We start from the raw sequence: 17,604 nt of genomic DNA, 5'->3' as shown, positions 1-17,604 counted from the left end.
GATTGCCTCCTGAGCGTTTGTATGATGGGTTGTATAGTATAGAAGTGAAAGACCCTCGTCCATCCCGCCGCACAGCGCGGCGCCGAAGGCGAGAGTCCGTTCACACGATCACACATCGAGCTATGATTGAATCCTGTGGAACCAGCAATTTAGGGCTTCGTTAATGTTTCTCCTATTATAGCAAGATGAACTATAAATGCAATGCTTAAAACTTGCTCAAATGTGAAAATTTCGTTATGATCGACCGTAAACGGGAGGCGAAAACAATGGAATCATGGAGTCAAATACAACCGGACGCTTTCTGGCGATTAGTGCAGGAAGGCAAGCTTGCGCCGGAGCAAATCATAGATGTGCGGGAACAGGAAGAATGGGACTATTACCATTTGGAAAGCAGCACGCTGATGCCCTTATCGTCCTTCCAAGAAACATGGGATCGGATTCCGGCGGATAAACCGGTGTACATCATCTGCGCGCACGGCGTGCGCAGTCAAGCGGCATGCCGCTACCTGAACGAAAAAGGATACGGCAGCCTCGCCAACGTGGTCGGCGGAATGGCTGCCGTATCCCGGCATGACGGATTCCAGTATGATTAATCGGTGCCCGGTTATTCCTTTTCCGGGAAGAAGAAGGGGAGCTGCGGGAGCAGTTCCTTCGGATAAAGCTGGGCTTTGCTGGTTCCGAAGTCGCCGGCGCGGACGGCTTCGGTCTTGACGAGCAGATCGATGACGGAATCGACGGTGCGCATTTTCATGGAGCCGGCCTGGCCGGAACGGATGAATTCGTCGACGCGGGAAGTCAGATCCTGCGGATAGAACGGCGCGAGTGATTTGCGCGCGTTCAGCTGATCGGCCGCGACCTTGTTTTTGACGGTGAGCGGGAGCGTCTTCCATTGCGCGATATTCAATCCGGCGGATGCCTCGTATTCGCCCGGGATATCGGGATTTACGGATGCGCTCCATTTCAGCATGGCCCCGTAATAGTCCTGCTGTCCGCCGAGCGCGTATTTTACGCCGTCCGTGTAATAGGCGTCTTTCATGAGCGCCTTGATCAGATCGGCTTCGGCCATCTCTTTCGCGGAGCCGGCGGCTCGCTGCGCGGCTTCCGACAACATGCGCAGGCTCTTGAGCAGTTGGAGCTGCGCGGATTCCAAGAGAGGCGAGCTCGCCGGGACCGATGCGTGTTCGGCTTCATTATAAGTTTGGTTCGCGGAACCCGATAGTCCCTTCAACGCCGAGCCGGCATCGTTCAGCTGGCCGGACGACAATTTGCGGATCGTGTCGAACCATTCGTTTTGAAATTCACGGTAAGGCAAAAATACGGTATGATAGAATGATACAAGATCTTGCTGCTGGTAAGCGCTTGGGCTGCCTTTGCCGCTGCTGCTGAGGTGCTTGGCGTTTTCCACCAGCTTCGCTTCTGTCTTCTCGGAACCAATTTTGACGCCATAGAAAAACGCGCCGACCGCGAAAACGAGCATGAAAAGGAATCCAAGACTAAAGAGCATTTCAGTACGTGTTAGTCGTTTCTCCATGTTAATCCCCTTCGTACTATTTTTCGACAAATTTTTCCCGATTGTCCTCCTAGTATAGGATAAAACCTATGAAAAGGAAATATAAACCTACCATGGCAGGAGCAGGACATGAAAAAATTCGACATCCGCAAAATCAGGCTGAAAACGATGGACATCGACCAAATCGATGACCGGATGCTGCTCATCAATTTGTACGCCACGCAGGCGATTACCTTCATTATCGGCTTCGTCTGGCTATTATTTCAGCGTCGGAATCCATTTCGTTTGTTCGAACCCGGGATCGATTGGAATTTTGTTTATTGGGGGATCGGGCTGGCCGCCGCGGTCATCGCCCTCGACATGCTCGCGGCCCGCTTCGTGCCCGATGAAGCCAGCGACGACGGAGGCGTCAACGATCGGATTTTTCGCCACCGCCCGATCTGGCATATCGCGGTTTTGTCGCTCGTCGTGGCCGTCTGCGAGGAGACGTTGTTCCGCGGAGCCGTCCAATATCATATCGGTCCCTACTGGACGAGTATTATATTCGCGACCATCCATGTCCGATATTTAAAGCATTGGATTCCGACCGGACTCGTGTTCGCGATCAGCTACGCGCTCGGTTGGATTTACATCAAGACCGGTACCTTGCTCGCGCCTATTATCGCGCACTTCGTCATTGATTTGGTTATGGGGTTGGTCATTCGTTTTCGGAGGGAAGCATGAGCAGAGTTCAAAAATTCGGCAAAAGGAAAGGGGCGCCGTCCGAGGATTTCATGGACGAAACCGCGGCGGCACTGGAAGCGGAATGGGGCTTGGAGACGAATGGACAGGAGAAACTGCCGCTGCCGCCGAGAAGGCAGTCCCATCCTTCAAGCAAACAGCAGCTGACGCGCTGGTTTTACCGGCTGCTGATCGTTTTGTTTCTTCTGCTGCTGGCAGGCATGCTGTGGTGGGGGAGGCAGTTCGATTAAGACAGGCGAAATTACGCGACGAACCGGGAGGTGCGAAACGAATAAATGGCAGTCATGTGGATCGTTATCGCCATTGCGGCATTTGGTGTTCTCGCGCTGGCCTATATGGTGCGCCTTTCCTATCAATATCGACTGGATCAACAAGTCGCGGCGTTCGATAGGCTGCCGCAAGCATTCGACGGAACGGCGCTGTTGTTCATCAGCGATATACATAGGCGGGCCATCCCGCTCGATTTGATCGATGCTTTCATAGCTGCAGGCGGCGCTGACTTGGTATTAATCGGAGGGGATTTGCGCGAAAAGTCGGTTCCGGCCGCGCGCATCCGCGAGAATATCAAGCGCCTTTCGCGGATCGCGCCGATCTATATGGTACACGGGAACCATGATTACGATGAAGAAATGCGTCCGTACGAAGTGCTGCTGGCCGAAGAACGGGTGCGGTTGCTCGTGAACGAGTCCGTCATCCTGGAGAAGAAAGACGGGACCCGAATCCGCCTCGCGGGCGTGGACGATCCGCGTACCGATCATGAAGATCCGGAACTCGCGCTTGCCGATATGGAAGACGGGCGCGGCAAATTGTTTACGATTCTGTTGGCGCATGATCCCATTATCGCGAAGCGGTTGAAAGGCGATGAATGCATCGACCTTATCTTGTCCGGCCATACGCACGGCGGGCAGGTCGCGCTGCCGATCGCGGGACCGTTATGGCGGGGGAGCGACGACTCCGGTTATTGGCGGGGCTGGTTTGATTTGCCGGTGCGAGGCAAAGGGATTCCGAAGACGAGAATGTTCGTCAGCTGCGGCTTCGGAACCTCGAGGCTGCCGATCCGCTTGATGACGGAACCGCAGCTGCACCGTATTATTTTGCGGACTTCGACGGCGGCTCCAGACCAAGCTCGATCGTAGACGGATCGATGAAGCCGTAACCTTTCGCTTCGAGCTTCGTCAGCAGCGAATCCAGCGCCTCCGTTGTCCAAGGCAGCTCGTGCATGAGGATATTGACGCCTGGATGAAGCTGATCCAAGACGTTGGCGATGACTTTATCCGGCTTGTTCTTAGTGCTGCTGTCCCAGTCCAGCGAACCATTGGACCACGTCATGTACAGCATGCCGTCGGCGCGTACGATTCCCTTCACCGCATCATTGCCCGATCCGAAAGGGGGGCGGAAAAATTGCGGATACTTGCCGGTGATCTTCTTGACGGCAGCTTGGACATCCCCGATTTGCTTCTTCACGGTTGCTTCCTTTTCTTTCTTCAGATCGATATGGTCCCAGGAATGATTGCCGATCGTTTGACCGCGGTCGGCTATTTTTTTGAGCAGCTCCGGATGGGATTTCACGCGGTAGCCGTTGACGAAGAAGATCGCCTTCGCATGGTGCTTATCGAGCGTATCGAGAAGGGAGCCGAGCGTTTTATCGGCTTTCGGGCCGTCGTCGAACGTCAGCAGCACGACCTTGCCGGTCGTTGCTTCCTTATTAATAGGAACGAAACTGTAGACGCTGTTCATGCGGTACAATTTCTTCGGCACGACTTGAACGGAGGCCGCCGGCGCGTTCGTTTGTTTGTCGTCTTCGTTCGCGTCGCTCGGAGCGGCAGTTTCCGCATTCGGCTTAGGTGCGGTCGATTCGTTCATTCGGGGAGAATTCGGCACGTTCGGAATTGCCGAAGATTGCGCCTGGTTAGCCGTTTGATCCGGTTCGGCCGAGTCCGGTGAAGCGGAGTTGCCGCCGGATGCGCATCCGGACGCGATCGTCAAGCTCGCGATGACCGTGAATGTCGTTAGATAGGCTTGAAGCAGTTTCATGTCAATCCACCTCCAGTAATCGCGGCAACCGCGCGGCGCTAAGAACGCCCTCATTGTATCATATTATAAACAACCGGCCGAACTTTCCCCTTTCCTTAATTTGTGCTGGGATGACCTCGCCCCGGCCAGGCAAAACTATATTCGAATCCGAGTGCATCCGCATTTTTGAGGAGGGCTTTACCGATGAAATGGTCTGTATTTCTGCTTGGGGGTCTGGCCGGCGCCGCGACGGCGGCTTACGTGGCCAAGAAAAGACCCGGGATGTTTGCTTGGGCGACCAGCGCGGCGGGCCAAGCCATGACAGGAGTTTCGAGAAAAGCGATGGGAGCGGTGGTGAGCCGCAAGTTCGGCGGCGAGATGGTGCATTCGTCCCCAAAGCATTCCGGCGTTTCCGCTAGAGATTCCGCAGGCGCTTGGGGACAAATCGAAATGATGCTGAACAACGATCCCGGCGTCAAGGAACAGGTCGACGAAATAAAAGCCGATGCGAAAACGCACTAATAAGGACAAAAAAAGAATCGTTTCGCCCCCTCCTGCGTATATACAGTTGCGGGGCGCAACCGATTCTTTTTTTTGTGCATCTAGTGCATTCCGATCCCAGACATGCTAACATAGCAATAAGAACATTTTATTCACCAAACCACAGCAGTTACATACGCTGTGTATAACAAATGTTACCCGCGTTCAACGCGCTTTCGAAGACGGTTTTTGCTTTGATTCACGAAGCAGATGCTTTTCGAGAAGGAGGATCCTATCATGAAAATCGAACGGCTCAATCAAGACAAAATCCGAATCTTCCTGACGTTCGACGACTTGCTGGAGCGTGGGATCCAGAAGGAAGACATGTGGCGCGAAATTCCGAAGGTGCACGAGCTATTCAGTGAAATGATGGATCAAGCCTACAGCGAGCTGGGTTTCGATGCCAGCGGTCCGCTGGCCGTAGAAGTGTTCGCGCTTCCCGCCCAGGGCATGGTCGTCATCGTCACGCGTGGCAAAGTAAACGGCAAATCGGACGAACAGCTGCACGAAGAAGAGAATGATGAAGACGTCTACGAGATGGAAGTCACGTTGGAACAAAGCGATATCGTGCTTTATGCGTTCCGCGACATCGAGGATGTCATTTCCGTCTGCAAACAGCTTAAGGCAGTGGATTTGATTGAAGACGGACGTCTATACGCCTACAACGGCAAATATATGCTAGCCTTCGAACCGGTCGGCATCGAGTTGCCCCGTTACCATGCCATCATCGCCCTGCTGGCAGAATACGGCGAAGCAACCTCCATTACGACGGCCGTTCTCGAAGAATACGGCAAAGTGGTCATGCCTGCGAACGCAGTGCTTGAAATTTGCACTCATTTCTAAGAACGAACTGTTTCTGAAAGCATCAGCAGCGGAATTCCGCGCGCCTGGTGCTTTTTGTTTATTTTCTGAATCCGCCGATACGAACCGATCGCATAGTTGGCGTTTCACCCGTTCATACTGATAGAAAAGGCGGTGAACATTCCTTTGACTGGAATGGAAGACAACAATGTATTGACTTCGACGCAAATCGTCATCGAGGAAGCGCTCCGGAAATTAGGCTACGGCGATGATATGGTCGAATTTCTGAAAGAGCCCATGAGATTGCTGACCGTGCGTATTCCGGTGCGCATGGATGACGGTAAAACCCGCGTGTTCATCGGATTCCGCGCCCAGCATAACGATGCCGTCGGGCCGACGAAGGGCGGCGTCCGGTTTCACCCGGACGTGAACGAGATCGAAGTAAAAGCGTTGTCGATCTGGATGAGCTTGAAATGCGGCATCGCCAATCTGCCATACGGCGGAGGGAAGGGCGGAATCATCTGCGATCCGCGTAAAATGTCGTTCCGCGAGCTGGAACGATTGAGCCGCGGCTACGTCAGGGCTATATCGCAAATCGTCGGACCGACCAAAGACATCCCGGCGCCGGACGTCATGACGAACGCGCAGATCATGGCCTGGATGATGGACGAATACAGCCGTATTCGGGAATTCGATTCCCCCGGCTTCATAACGGGGAAACCGCTCGTGCTCGGCGGGTCGATGGGTCGCGAAAGCGCAACCGCGAAAGGCGTCGCCATCATGATCGACGAAGCGATGGCGAAAAAAAACATCTCCGTGAACGGCGCGCGCGTCGTCATCCAAGGCTTCGGAAACGCCGGGAGCTTCCTGGCCAAATTCATGCATGACGCCGGGGCGCGCGTAATCGCTATTTCCGATGTGAACGGCGCATTGTATAATGAACAAGGACTGGATATCGAAGATTTGATGGACCGGCGCGATTCGTTCGGCACGGTAACCAATTTATTCAAAGATACGATCTCCAACGACGAGCTGCTCTCGCTGGAATGCGACGTGCTCGTGCCGGCCGCGATCGAGAACCAAATAACGGCAAGCAACGCGGACCGGATTCGTGCTAAAATCATTGTGGAGGCCGCTAACGGCCCGACGACGCTGGAAGCGACGCGCATCGTAACGGACCGCGGCATTTTGCTTATTCCGGACGTGCTTGCGAGCGCGGGCGGCGTCATCGTCTCGTATTTTGAGTGGGTGCAGAATAATCAAGGCTATTATTGGTCGGAAGCCGAAGTGGATCTCAAGCTGCGGGAAATGATGGTCCGCGGGTTTAACAGCGTGTATGAGCTGCATGCGATGAAGAAAGTCGACATGCGCCTTGCCGCTTATATGGTTGGCGTTCGCAAAATGGCGGAGGCGGTACGATTGCGGGGGTGGATATAAAGGAAACGCCATGTTTCCTTTCGCGCGTACCTGCCTTCTCTCTGGAAGGTGACTCTAAACGATGCTGCTTTTTTCGATTTTGACGGCTGCGGTTGCTCCGGGCATCGCGCTGTTGACTTACTTTTATTTGAAGGACCGTTACGAAGCGGAGCCGATCTCGATGGTGCTTCGGGTATTTCTGATGGGCGTGTTGATCGTGCTGCCCATCATGGTGATCCAGCGAGGACTGGAGCTCGGCATCGGAAACGGGCCGGTCGTCTTCTCGTTCGCCGTTTCGGCGGGCGTCGAGGAACTGATGAAATGGTTCGTGCTCTACCATATCATTTTCAAGCATAAGGAATTCGACGAGCCTTATGACGGCATCGTGTACGCGGTGGCGATATCGCTCGGCTTTGCGACCGTCGAGAACGTGCTGTACGCCATTTACCAGCCGATGACGGTGGGTTCGCTGCTGATCCGGGCATTGCTTCCGGTTTCCGGTCATGCTTTGTTCGGCGTTACGATGGGATATTATCTGGGCAAAGCCAAATTCGCTTCCGACCGGAGACCGAAATGGCGGTTCTTGGTTCTGGCGGCTGCCGTTCCGTTGCTGGAACACGGCTTGTACGATTACATCATGGGGTCGGGCTCGACGTATTGGGCGTGGTTCATCGTGCCGCTGATGGTGTTTTTGTGGATTAGAGGCGTTCGGCGGATCAACCGGGCGAATGCGCGATCGCCGTTCAGGCTGCTTGGCCGCGAAGAAGAGATTAAGCTGTGACATTTTCGTCCATAATAGGTAGAAAACGCCGAGCGTATGCCTTCCGAAGCGGATCGCTTCGCGCGCCGCGAATGTCGGCGCCGGCTTCGCTCGCAACCATTATAGGAGGAAACGATGGAAACGGCGCGTATTAAAGTGGCCATCCGCTGCAATCGCTGCGGAGAGAAGTTCGTGCTGCGCGGACGCAGGGAGAAGGACCGGATCGATACCGGCTTCAAGCAGTGCCTGTGCAATAACATCCAAGATTTCGATATCGAAGAACTGGCGCTCTGACAAACGGCGGCGGTAGCAAATCTTACCCAAACATGCATAAAGCTCCTTTCGGCAAACCAAACTAACACCAGGTTTTGCATACGAAAGGAGCTTTTGCTATATGTATCGTCGCCTAAGCGCCGTGCTTTTTCCGGTCATGACATTGTTCTTCATCGGCTCCATTTACTGGGGCTATCAGGAGCATCAAGAAAAAAATTCGATTCTGATCAAGGCGGAGAACCAGTACCAGCGCGCCTTTCACGATTTATCGTACCATGTCGACCAGCTGCATCATCAGCTTGGCAACACGCTGGCCGTCAATAGCGCGTCGCAAGGCTTCCAGCGCAAGGGGCTGGTCAATACCTGGCGCTTGACGAGCGAAGCGCAGAATGAAATCAATCAACTGCCGCTTACCCTGCTGCCGTTCAGCAAGACGGAAGAGTTTCTCTCGAAGATCGCCAATTTTTCGTACAAGACCTCGGTCCGCGATTTGACCAAGCAGCCGCTCAGTCCGGACGAGTTCAAGACGTTAAAAACGCTGTACGCGGATTCGGCCGACATTTCCAAATCGCTGACCGGCGTGCAGGAAAAAGTCCTATCCAACAATTTGCGCTGGATGGACGTCGAAACCGCGCTGGCGACCGAGAAGTCGACGCTCGACAATACGATCATCGACGGCTTCAAGACGGTCGACAAGAAAGTAAGCGAGTATCCCGAGATCAACTGGGGGCCGTCGGTCGCGAGCATGTATCAAAAACGGACAATCAAGATGCTCGGCGGCCATATGAGCACGCCGGACGAAGTGAGGAGCCTGGCCGCGAAATTCATGGGGCTGGACGCCGCGCAGGCCAAGAACATTCGGGTCGTGGAGAACGGGAAAGGCACCGAGTATTCATCGTTCTCGGCAACCTACAAGGCGAATAAATCCGACAATCAGGTCCAGCTTGATTACACGCAAAAAGGAGCTCAGCTCATTTGGTACGACAATTCGCGGGATATCGGCAAGCCGACCGTCAGCATCCGCGATGCGAAGCGAAAAGCGGGAGATTTCCTGGCTCATCACGGTTATGCGGGCATGAAACCCGTCGCGTACGATGACGGCAGCCGCGCGGCAGTGTTCACGTTTGTCGCAAGCCAGAACGGGGTGCTGATCTATCCCGCCAAATTGACGGTCAAGATCGCGCTGGATAATGGCGACGCCGTCGCGATTCAAGCCGCAGACTACGTCTACGAGCACCGTAAACGGAAGCTGCCGAAGGCGAAGCTGACGAGCGCCGAGGCCAGAAAAGTGCTGAATCCCGACTTCAAAGTGAACCGGGAGCAGATGGCGCTGATCGACAACGATGCGGACCAAGAAGTGCTGTGCTACGAATTCGTCGGGAAAATTAACAGCTCGACGTACAAAATTTATGTAAACGCGGAGAACGGCGCCGAGGAATCCATCGAGCAGCTGCCGGAATAACCGCCTTGACGTGCGCCTTTGGGCGCACGTTTTTTTGTGCCCATTTCCCTCTCTCCCCATATTTCGACATGCTGTGCTATAATCGAAAAATGGGAGGGAAACCGATGCTGCCAATGATAAACCAAGTGTTGTTCTTGCAAGTTGCTTCATCCGACGAAGAAGAGGCCGCGTTGGAATATAAGGCCAGGATCGCGGACAGCACCGATGACGAGCTGCTCATCGAAATTCCGATTTTAGAAGGGGCCGGCCGATACAAACGCCTGTTTCTGGGCGATGAACTCTCCGCGTATTTCATTACGCAAGAGGGCGTCAAGCATTATTTCAATACGCATGTAATCGGGTTCAAAGAAGACACGCTGAAGCTGATTCGCGTCCGCAAACCCGATATCGAATCCATCACCAAAATCCAGCGCCGCCATTTCCTGCGAGTCGCCGCCGAGCTTGAAATCGCCATCACCTTCTCGGGTAACGTCCGATTTATCGGGGTGACCGACGACGTGGGAGGCGGAGGCATTTCCTTCGTGGCCGACGCCAAATGGCCGATCAAGCAAGGAACGGAATTGGAATGCTGGCTGCTCGTCCCCTACCGGAACGGTTCCGTCGACCACTCCCAATTCGTTGCCGAGGTCGTCAGGGTCAAGACGCTCGAGAACGGCAAGCATCAGGTAATGGCGAAATTCGCGAAAATCTCGGACGGCGAACGCCAGCGCATCATTCGATTCTGCTTCGAAAGGCAGCTCGATTTCCGAAAACGATAAATCCGGCCATGGCATGAATAAGGATTCCATTCGTGGAAAAACTAGCCTTATCCGAGATTCCCTCGGCGGGCGGCCGATTGCCGAAAAAGAGCCGACGGTTCGGATAAGGAGGTCATCGCCTTGCTACATAAGTCGCAAAAAGAATACTTAGCGCTTGCCGACAACGTGACGAAAGCATTGAAAATCATCGTCATTGCGTTGCTTGTCGCAATCGCGGCCAGTCAACTGGCGCTGCAAATCCCGCAGGTCCGGATGTGGGTGACGGGCGTGGACCGTTTGGAAGGAACGCCTTTTTAGACCGATAAGCTAATGCGATCGCGCCGCGCATTCGGCTGTTTTCCCGAAGCCGGGAGCAGCTTCGCGGCCCGGCGGGACGGCGCCGGCTGTTTCTTCTTGCGCGTCTTGCGTTCTTTGCACTTCCCGAGCGGCTGTGGTATAATTTTTACTATCGCAGGCAAAGCCTGCTTTTTTAATGACGATTAGAGCATGGTGGCAGCCGCTGCCCGACTTTCAAGGAGGTCAAACACCGCTTGGGCATGAATGGGGGAAGCATCAGCGGCCGAATAAATGTGGCAATCGACGGCCCGGCAGGCGCCGGGAAAAGTACCGTCGCCCGAAAAGTCGCTGAACAACTTGGTTACATTTACATTGATACAGGTGCGATGTACAGGGCCGTTGCTTATGCGGCAATCGGTGCAGGCATCACCCCTGACGATTCGGACAGGCTGGGTCAGCTCGTTCAAACGTTGAATATCACGCTGGAGCCCGGCGGTGCAGGACAGACGGTTTGGCTGAACGGGGAGAACATCACCTCGGCCATTCGCACGCGCGAAGTGACGCTGATCGTTTCGCAAATCGCTTCCCACGAAGCCATTCGGCTGAGATTGGTCGAATTGCAAAGAGGGCTGGCGGAATCCAAAGGAATCGTCATGGACGGACGCGACATCGGCACGCATGTGCTGCCGGACGCGGAAGTAAAGGTTTTCCTCATGGCCAGCGTTCACGTGCGCGCGCTGAGACGGTTTCAGGAACTCAGCGGCAATGAGGCCGTACCGCTTCAACAACTGGAACAGGAGATCGCGGAACGCGACCGGAGCGATGAGCGCAGGGAAATTTCGCCATTGATTTGTGCGAAAGACGCGGAAGTAATCGACAGCACGGAGCTGACGATCGACCAAGTCGTCGCACTTATTCTAGACTTATGCCGAACCAAAACGGTGGAGGCGAAGTAAACTATGCTATATAGCGTTTGCCGCAGCCTGTTGCGCATCATTTATGCCGTCTTATTCCGGTTCGAAGCAAGCGGTTTGGAGAATATTCCTACTTCGGGTCCCGTCGTGCTCTGCTGCAACCATATCAGCAATTTGGATCCGACGACCGTCGGCACGAAAGTTAACCGTACCGTCCATTACATGGCGAAAGCGGAGCTGTTCAAAGTTCCGCTGCTCGGCCCCTTGATCCGTTCCCTTGGCGCTTTTCCGGTCAAACGCGGAGGCGTGAGCAAGGAAGCCATCCGCACGGCGATCGGCTTGCTGAAGGAAGGCAAGGTGATGGGCATCTTCCCGGAAGGTTCCAGATCCGCCGGAGACAGCGCGGGCAAGAAGGGCGCCGCCATGATTGCACTGCGAAGCGGAGCGACGGTCATTCCCGTCGCGATCATCGGAAAGTACAAAGTTTTCCGTAAAATGCGCATCAAGTATGGCAAGCCCATCGATATGTCGGACTTCATTCAAGATTCTTCTTCCGATGTGCTGGAGCGAGTGACGGAAGCCATCATGCTTAATATTCGCAGGATGGTGAAGGAAGGGTAATTATTTCACGTTATTCATGTTTTAAACGGTGGGCCAGTTGCGTTTCAAACTGCGGCTTCACGTTTAAATAAAGTTGGGGTATGAATTGAGGAGGTTATTTCAAATGTCAGAAGAAACAAAAGTTCAAGAAGAGTCCGCAGCCGCGGAAGCAATCAACCAGGATGCTGCAGAAGCAATCAGCCAGGATGCTTTGGATAATTTCGTGTCCTTGAAAAAAGGGGACATCGTGAACGGTACGATCGTCAAAATCGAAGATAACCAAGTGACTGTTAGCCTTGGATATAAATATGACGGCGTTATTCCACTTCGTGAACTTTCCTCCGTTCAGCTCGACAGCGCGGCGGATGCCGTGCAAGTGGGTCAAGAAGTGCAATTGAAAGTCGTTAGCATCGATGACGAGAAAGAAAAGCTCGTTCTTTCGAAAAAAGCGATCGACAGCGAAAAGGCTTGGGATGTACTGCAAGCGCAATTCGATGCGGGCGAAGTACTCGAAGTCACGATCGCGGACGTCGTCAAAGGCGGTTTGGTCGTGGACATCGGCGTTCGCGGTTTCATTCCGGCATCGATGGTCGAGCGTCATTTCGTTGAAGATTTCAGCGATTACAAAGGCCGCAAGATCCGCGTAAAAGTGAAAGAAATCGACCGCGAGAACAACAAAGTGATCCTCTCCGCGAAAGAAGTGCTGGATCAAGAGTTCGAGCAAAACAAAGTAACGATCATGAACGGACTGCAAGTCGGTCAAGAAATCGACGGCACGGTTCAACGCCTGACGCCATTCGGCGCATTCGTGGACATCGGCGGTATCGACGGACTGGTTCACGTATCCGAATTGTCCTGGCAGCACGTAGCGCATCCGAAGGATGTCGTAGCCGAAGGCCAATCCGTTCGCGTAAAAGTACTTAAAGTCGATCCGGCTGCAGGCAAAATCAGCCTTAGCATCAAAGCGGCTCAACCAGGTCCTTGGGAATCCGCGAACGGCCAATTCAACATCGGCGACATCGTGACGGGTACGGTTCGCCGCATCGTAAGCTTCGGCGTATTCGTTGAAATCGCGCCGGGCGTCGAAGGCCTTGTGCATATCTCCCAACTCGCGCATCGCCACGTGGCTACGCCGAACGAAGTCGTACAAGAAGGCCAAGAAGTGAAAGCCAAAATCCTGGACTTCAACCCTTCGGAGAAACGCGTCAGCCTCAGCATCAAAGAAACGGAAGAAGCGCCTGAACAACCGGCACGTCCGGAGAGAGAGCGCGGAGAGCGTCACGATCGCGGAGATCGCGGTTCGCGCGGTCCTAAAGTCGAGCTGAACAATCCGAACGTCAGCCTCAGCAACGAAAGCATGAGCTTCACGCTGGCTGAGCGTTTCGGCGACAAGCTGAGCAAATTGAAATAATCGGTTCCGATTAAATTCGAACCCTTACTTGGAAGCCGTTTATTCCGCTGCGTCATTGCGGAATGAACGGCTTTTTTGCGTTGGCGGATAAAGGGATAAGAGGAACGGACGGAAGCGCATAATAAGGGAATACAGGAGGGATGGCGCGTGAATGATGGCTTTATCGTGTTTTGGCTCTTATCGATGGCGGCGATCCTTTATTTTACCGGCTGGGAAGAGCAGGTAGCGGACGGCATTCCCCTTCGGTCGATCGGCGCTTTCATCGGCGCTTCGTGCGTACTCCATCTGATGTCGATCAACATTCGCGGCGAAGCCGTCGTGACGGGCAGCGCCGTCCTGGCGATCGTTACGGCCGTCACGCTGCTGTTCACGATCCGCAGGCTGGGCACCATGCTGTTCGTCTTGTTTTCGTCGCTGCTCACCGGCTTCATGTGGACGTGGATGCGCTATATTTACAGCATGGATCCCGTATTCGTCATAATCCATCCGCATTGGGACGGCCCCGTGCTTGCGGGACTGTTCGCGGGACTGTTGGCCGACCGGTTCAAATCGCATTTCACGATCGTCGTCTTGAGCGGGGTACTCGCGCTTGGGTATCATTTCATAGGTACCGCCGCGCATGATTTGCCGCTGGAGATCGGATCGTTGGCTTGGTGGGACGGCCTTGCGATCGCGTTGACAGCCGCTAGAGTCGTCGGCAGCTTAAAAGCATGGATCAAGGAGTTAACGTTAAGCATGCTCGACAACCAATCCGGCGAAAGAGGGGGAAATTCGTAACGATGTGGGAACATCTATGGACGCATTTGAAGTCCGGACAGCCTCACCATGTGGTGTATGGCATCATGCTCGGCGTAGCTTTCGGAGTAGGTTCCCGATTGCTTATGCTTCGAACGGACTACCGTCAATATCCGACATACCCCCATGGACGCATCATCCACATTTCGTTGGGGGTTATCGCCGCCGCGCTTGGGGCGGTTGCGGTCCCGGCGTTGTATAAGAAGGATTTCACCGCGATCACGTTCCTGACGCTGGCGGCGCAGCAATTTCGCGACGTGCGCAACATGGAACGCCAGACGTTGTCCAAGATCGACAGCATGGAGTTGGTATCGCGAGGTTCGACCTACATCGAGGGCATTGCGATGGTGTTCGAAGGGCGCAATTACCTGGTCATTCTATCGTCGCTGCTGACGAGTCTCGCATCGCTCTCGCTTGGCTTGCCGTTCGGCCTGATCATGGGCGTGCTGACGCTGTTTTTCGTCAATGCCCTAAAGTCGGGCAAATCCATTTCGCATATCGCGAAAGCGGAGGTCGCGGAGGTGGTCATCAACGGTCCGGATCTGTACGTCGGCGATATTTATATCATGAATGTGGGATTGTCAGCGAATCAGAAGATTATCGCGGAGCGCGGTCTCGGTATTATTCTTTCGCCTTATAATCCGAACGGGAAAGCCACGCTCAGCAATTTGGGACAGCGGCAGGCAATCCTGTTCGATCTGTCCACGATCCTCGGCGTATATCGGGACGACGGCGAGCCCGCGCTCGTTCCGATGGCCAAGCTGGACATCAAGGACGGCAGGCTGGCGATTTTCCTGCTTCCTCAGGAGAAAGATGCCGAGAAGGCGCGGGTCGTCGTGCAGAAGGTGCCGATCCTGGAATCCGCGGTGCGCATGCCGACCGAAGCCAGCGTCAATCAAGGGGAGGGCAAGCAGCATGGCTAAAATCGTCGCGATCGTGACGGCGGATCAAGACCGGGTAGGCGGCGGCGCGCCGATTTTCGTCGAACCCGACAAGGAGAAACGGGAATCGACAGCATTCCTCCTGGAAAAAATTTTGGATGCCATCGCGCATGACATGAAGGACGGGAACTTTATTTTGGTGGATCACCGAACGGAATGAAATGTTAGCCAATCCCGTAGTTTTTTGCTATGATGGTAGGCGTGAGTGTGGAGAAAGCCCCTTCATGGACTCATGGAAGCTTCATAGGGATTGACGGAGTCCCGCTCATTACAACGGTGTGAAACCGTTTCTATATTAAGGAGTGAAACTATGTCTAAACCCATTATCGCCATAGTTGGGCGGCCTAACGTGGGTAAGTCTACGATATTCAACCGCGTCATCGGTGACCGGTTGGCGATCGTAGAAGACAAGCCTGGAGTGACGAGGGACCGCCTGTATGGTTCCGGCGAATGGAACGGCCGAGCGTTCAGCATCGTGGATACCGGAGGCATCGAGATCGACGGCGAGGACGAGATCATGAAGTCCGTCCGTATGCAGGCGGAGCTGGCCGTCGAAGAGGCGGATGTCATTATCTTCATGGTGGATGCCAAGGCCGGTCTGACCCATGCGGACGACGAAGTGGCGCAAATGCTGCTGCGCTCCCGCAAACCGATCGTCGTCGCCGTAAACAAGGTGGACAACCTGAATCGAAGAGACGATATCTACGAATTCTATAATCTCGGCTTTGGAGATCCGATCGCGATCTCCGGTTCGCACGGCATGGGTATCGGCGATTTGCTCGATGCGGCCGTCGAAAAGCTGCCCGAGATCGAAGAGGAGCATTACGACGACGACGTGATTCGCGTCGCGCTTATCGGGCGGCCGAACGTCGGCAAGTCGTCTCTCGTCAACGCGCTGCTCGGAGAAGAGCGCGTCATCGTCAGCAACGTGGCCGGAACGACTCGCGACGCCATCGATACGCCTTTTGAACGGGACGGTCAGAAGTACGTGCTAATCGATACCGCCGGCATGCGCAAGCGCGGCAAAGTGTACGAAACGACGGAGAAATACAGCGTCATGCGCGCGCTGAAGGCGATCGAGCGCGCGGATGTCGTGCTCGTGCTCATCAATGGCGAGGAAGGCATCATCGAGCAGGACAAGCACATTGCCGGCTACGCGCACGAAGCGGGCAAAGCGGCGATCTTCGTCGTCAACAAATGGGATATCGTCGAGAAGGACGACAAGACGATGAATCAGTTCGAGCAGAAGATCAGGGATCATTTCCTGTTCATGACGTACGCGCCGATCATTTTCCTCTCGGCGCTGACGAAGCAGCGGCTTCATAAGCTGCTGCCTGTCGTCGTGCATGTGTCCGAACAGCACGCGCTCCGGATTCCGACGCATCTGCTGAACGACGTCGTAGCCGACGCCATCGCCATTAACCCGCCGCCGTCGGACAAAGGCAAGCGCCTCCGCATCAATTACGCGACGCAGGTTGCGGTCAAACCGCCGACGATCGTCCTGTTCGCCAACGACCCGGAGATGATGCATTTCTCGTACGAACGGTACCTGGAAAACAAAATCAGGGCCGCGTTCCACTTTGAAGGAACGCCCGTACGCATCTTTTCCCGTAAAAAATCAGACGAAGATTGAGTCCGCCGCGCTCCGCGCGAAAGGCAGGATGCTTCGACAAAAACGCTGGTGCCCTTGTCTTGAGGGCACCAGTTTCCCTGTCATAACCTGCGGACAGGCCGCCGTCTCCCAAAGGCAGGTCGCCCAGGACATCTTTGAAAGAGGCGTGATAAATCGTGGTCACCGTAATTACAGTTCTCATCAGTTATTTATTAGGCTCGGTATCCTTCAGCATTTTGATCGCCAAATGGGTAAAAGGCATCGACATCCGCAATTTCGGCAGCGGCAACGCCGGCGCGACGAATACGCTGCGGGTGCTGGGCAAAGGCCCGGGCATCGCGGTATTCCTGCTCGATATCGCCAAGGGCGTCGTTGCCGTCATCATCGGCCTCAACGTCGCAGGCGGCGACTGGGGCCCGGTACTGTGCGGCCTTGCGGCGATCGCCGGCCATAATTGGCCGGTCTGGTTCGGCTTCAAGGGCGGGAAAGGCATCGCGACGACGGTAGGCGTCATGGCTACCCTTGCCATCGTGCCGGCGCTCATCGCCGGAGCGGTTGCGATCATTTGCATCGCCATCACCCGTTTCGTCTCGTTGGGGTCCCTCGTGTTCGCGCTGCTGATGCCCATTTTCATCTGGAACATCGGGGATAAGCCCCATACGTACGTATGGGCAAGCCTTGTCGTCTGCCTGCTGGCCTTCGTGCGCCATCGCACGAATATCGTAAAGCTGGTGCAAGGCAAGGAAAACAAGCTGGGCGCTAGAAAAGGCTAAGGAGGCAC

General features: G+C 54.6%; 22 protein-coding genes. 20 read left to right on the top strand and 2 right to left on the bottom strand.

Annotated elements, in window-relative coordinates; all coding sequences use genetic code 11:
* Window positions 1-266: 266 nt before the first annotated feature.
* Window positions 267-593 (top strand): rhodanese-like domain-containing protein, encoded by a 327-nt coding sequence (locus AC50YL_RS01745; RefSeq protein WP_494828817.1) that lies wholly within the window; start codon window positions 267-269, stop codon window positions 591-593.
* A gap of 11 nt (window positions 594-604) precedes the next feature.
* On the opposite strand, the gene AC50YL_RS01740 is transcribed toward AC50YL_RS01745, so the two are convergent.
* Window positions 605-1,477, bottom strand: a complete 873-nt coding sequence (locus tag AC50YL_RS01740) for a hypothetical protein (protein WP_494828816.1) — start codon at window positions 1,475-1,477, stop codon at window positions 605-607.
* 162 nt (window positions 1,478-1,639) lie between these two features.
* On the opposite strand from AC50YL_RS01740, the gene AC50YL_RS01735 reads away from it, so the two are divergent.
* Genes AC50YL_RS01735 through AC50YL_RS01725 form a run of 3 tightly spaced genes read left to right on the top strand, consistent with a single transcriptional unit; the run spans window position 1,640 to window position 3,387 of the window.
* Window positions 1,640-2,233, top strand: a complete 594-nt coding sequence (locus AC50YL_RS01735) for a CPBP family intramembrane glutamic endopeptidase (RefSeq protein ID WP_494828815.1) — start codon at window positions 1,640-1,642, stop codon at window positions 2,231-2,233.
* Window positions 2,230-2,481, top strand: coding sequence for a hypothetical protein (locus tag AC50YL_RS01730; RefSeq protein ID WP_494828814.1), 252 nt, complete (start codon window positions 2,230-2,232; stop codon window positions 2,479-2,481). The genes AC50YL_RS01735 and AC50YL_RS01730 overlap by 4 nt, the downstream gene beginning before the upstream one ends.
* A gap of 45 nt (window positions 2,482-2,526) precedes the next feature.
* Complete coding sequence (locus tag AC50YL_RS01725) at window positions 2,527-3,387, top strand: metallophosphoesterase (protein ID WP_494828813.1); 861 nt, start codon at window positions 2,527-2,529, stop codon at window positions 3,385-3,387.
* Here the strand turns inward: AC50YL_RS01725 and AC50YL_RS01720 are convergent.
* Window positions 3,341-4,285 carry a polysaccharide deacetylase family protein gene (locus tag AC50YL_RS01720; protein ID WP_494828811.1) on the bottom strand — a complete coding sequence of 315 codons (945 nt, stop codon included), beginning with the start codon at window positions 4,283-4,285 and terminating at the stop codon, window positions 3,341-3,343. The genes AC50YL_RS01725 and AC50YL_RS01720 overlap by 47 nt on opposite strands.
* Before the next feature lie 183 nt (window positions 4,286-4,468).
* Here AC50YL_RS01720 and AC50YL_RS01715 point away from each other — a divergent pair, with 183 nt between their 5' ends.
* The 16 genes from AC50YL_RS01715 to plsY all read left to right on the top strand — a co-directional run bounded on the left by AC50YL_RS01715 (window position 4,469) and on the right by plsY (window position 17,596).
* Window positions 4,469-4,786 (top strand): hypothetical protein, encoded by a 318-nt coding sequence (locus AC50YL_RS01715; RefSeq protein ID WP_494828809.1) that lies wholly within the window; start codon window positions 4,469-4,471, stop codon window positions 4,784-4,786.
* Between the two features lie 255 nt (window positions 4,787-5,041).
* Window positions 5,042-5,647 carry a genetic competence negative regulator gene (locus tag AC50YL_RS01710; RefSeq protein ID WP_161740606.1) on the top strand — a complete coding sequence of 202 codons (606 nt, stop codon included), beginning with the start codon at window positions 5,042-5,044 and terminating at the stop codon, window positions 5,645-5,647.
* Between the two features lie 153 nt (window positions 5,648-5,800).
* Window positions 5,801-7,042 (top strand): Glu/Leu/Phe/Val family dehydrogenase, encoded by a 1,242-nt coding sequence (locus AC50YL_RS01705; protein WP_494829771.1) that lies wholly within the window; start codon window positions 5,801-5,803, stop codon window positions 7,040-7,042.
* 61 nt (window positions 7,043-7,103) lie between these two features.
* Entirely contained in the window at window positions 7,104-7,802 is a 699-nt protein-coding gene (prsW, locus tag AC50YL_RS01700; RefSeq protein WP_494828807.1) for a glutamic-type intramembrane protease PrsW, read from the top strand.
* Window positions 7,803-7,916: 114 nt separating this feature from the next.
* Window positions 7,917-8,075, top strand: a complete 159-nt coding sequence (locus AC50YL_RS01695; RefSeq protein WP_201755187.1) for a hypothetical protein — start codon at window positions 7,917-7,919, stop codon at window positions 8,073-8,075.
* Window positions 8,076-8,175: 100 nt separating this feature from the next.
* Complete coding sequence (gene ypeB / locus AC50YL_RS01690) at window positions 8,176-9,516, top strand: germination protein YpeB (protein ID WP_494828804.1); 1,341 nt, start codon at window positions 8,176-8,178, stop codon at window positions 9,514-9,516.
* A 104-nt stretch (window positions 9,517-9,620) separates the two neighbouring features.
* Complete coding sequence (locus AC50YL_RS01685) at window positions 9,621-10,274, top strand: flagellar brake protein (RefSeq protein ID WP_494828802.1); 654 nt, start codon at window positions 9,621-9,623, stop codon at window positions 10,272-10,274.
* Window positions 10,275-10,394: 120 nt separating this feature from the next.
* A complete protein-coding gene (locus AC50YL_RS01680) occupies window positions 10,395-10,571 on the top strand; it encodes a hypothetical protein (protein ID WP_494828800.1) in 177 nt (58 codons plus the stop codon).
* 239 nt (window positions 10,572-10,810) lie between these two features.
* On the top strand, window positions 10,811-11,506 hold the full coding sequence (gene cmk / locus AC50YL_RS01675) for a (d)CMP kinase (protein ID WP_494829770.1): 696 nt from the start codon (window positions 10,811-10,813) through the stop codon (window positions 11,504-11,506).
* Between the two features lie 3 nt (window positions 11,507-11,509).
* A complete protein-coding gene (locus tag AC50YL_RS01670) occupies window positions 11,510-12,085 on the top strand; it encodes a lysophospholipid acyltransferase family protein (protein ID WP_494828798.1) in 576 nt (191 codons plus the stop codon).
* A 103-nt stretch (window positions 12,086-12,188) separates the two neighbouring features.
* Window positions 12,189-13,475 carry a 30S ribosomal protein S1 gene (gene rpsA / locus AC50YL_RS01665; protein ID WP_494828796.1) on the top strand — a complete coding sequence of 429 codons (1,287 nt, stop codon included), beginning with the start codon at window positions 12,189-12,191 and terminating at the stop codon, window positions 13,473-13,475.
* Window positions 13,476-13,622: 147 nt separating this feature from the next.
* Window positions 13,623-14,252: a YphA family membrane protein gene (locus AC50YL_RS01660; protein ID WP_494828794.1), complete on the top strand. Its 630-nt coding sequence runs from the start codon at window positions 13,623-13,625 to the stop codon at window positions 14,250-14,252.
* Between the two features lie 2 nt (window positions 14,253-14,254).
* Window positions 14,255-15,193, top strand: coding sequence for a YIEGIA family protein (locus tag AC50YL_RS01655; protein ID WP_494828792.1), 939 nt, complete (start codon window positions 14,255-14,257; stop codon window positions 15,191-15,193).
* Window positions 15,186-15,371: a capping complex subunit for YIEGIA gene (locus tag AC50YL_RS01650; protein ID WP_494828791.1), complete on the top strand. Its 186-nt coding sequence runs from the start codon at window positions 15,186-15,188 to the stop codon at window positions 15,369-15,371. The genes AC50YL_RS01655 and AC50YL_RS01650 overlap by 8 nt, the downstream gene beginning before the upstream one ends.
* A gap of 150 nt (window positions 15,372-15,521) precedes the next feature.
* On the top strand, window positions 15,522-16,844 hold the full coding sequence (der, locus tag AC50YL_RS01645) for a ribosome biogenesis GTPase Der (protein WP_494828789.1): 1,323 nt from the start codon (window positions 15,522-15,524) through the stop codon (window positions 16,842-16,844).
* Window positions 16,845-16,996: 152 nt separating this feature from the next.
* Window positions 16,997-17,596, top strand: coding sequence for a glycerol-3-phosphate 1-O-acyltransferase PlsY (gene plsY, locus AC50YL_RS01640; protein ID WP_494829769.1), 600 nt, complete (start codon window positions 16,997-16,999; stop codon window positions 17,594-17,596).
* The last annotated feature ends 8 nt before the right edge of the window (window positions 17,597-17,604 follow it).

The organism is Paenibacillus sp. J22P277, from assembly GCF_059383675.1.
The sequence above is the reverse complement of the archived record's forward strand: the minus strand, read 5'-3'. Positions and strand labels throughout refer to the sequence as shown.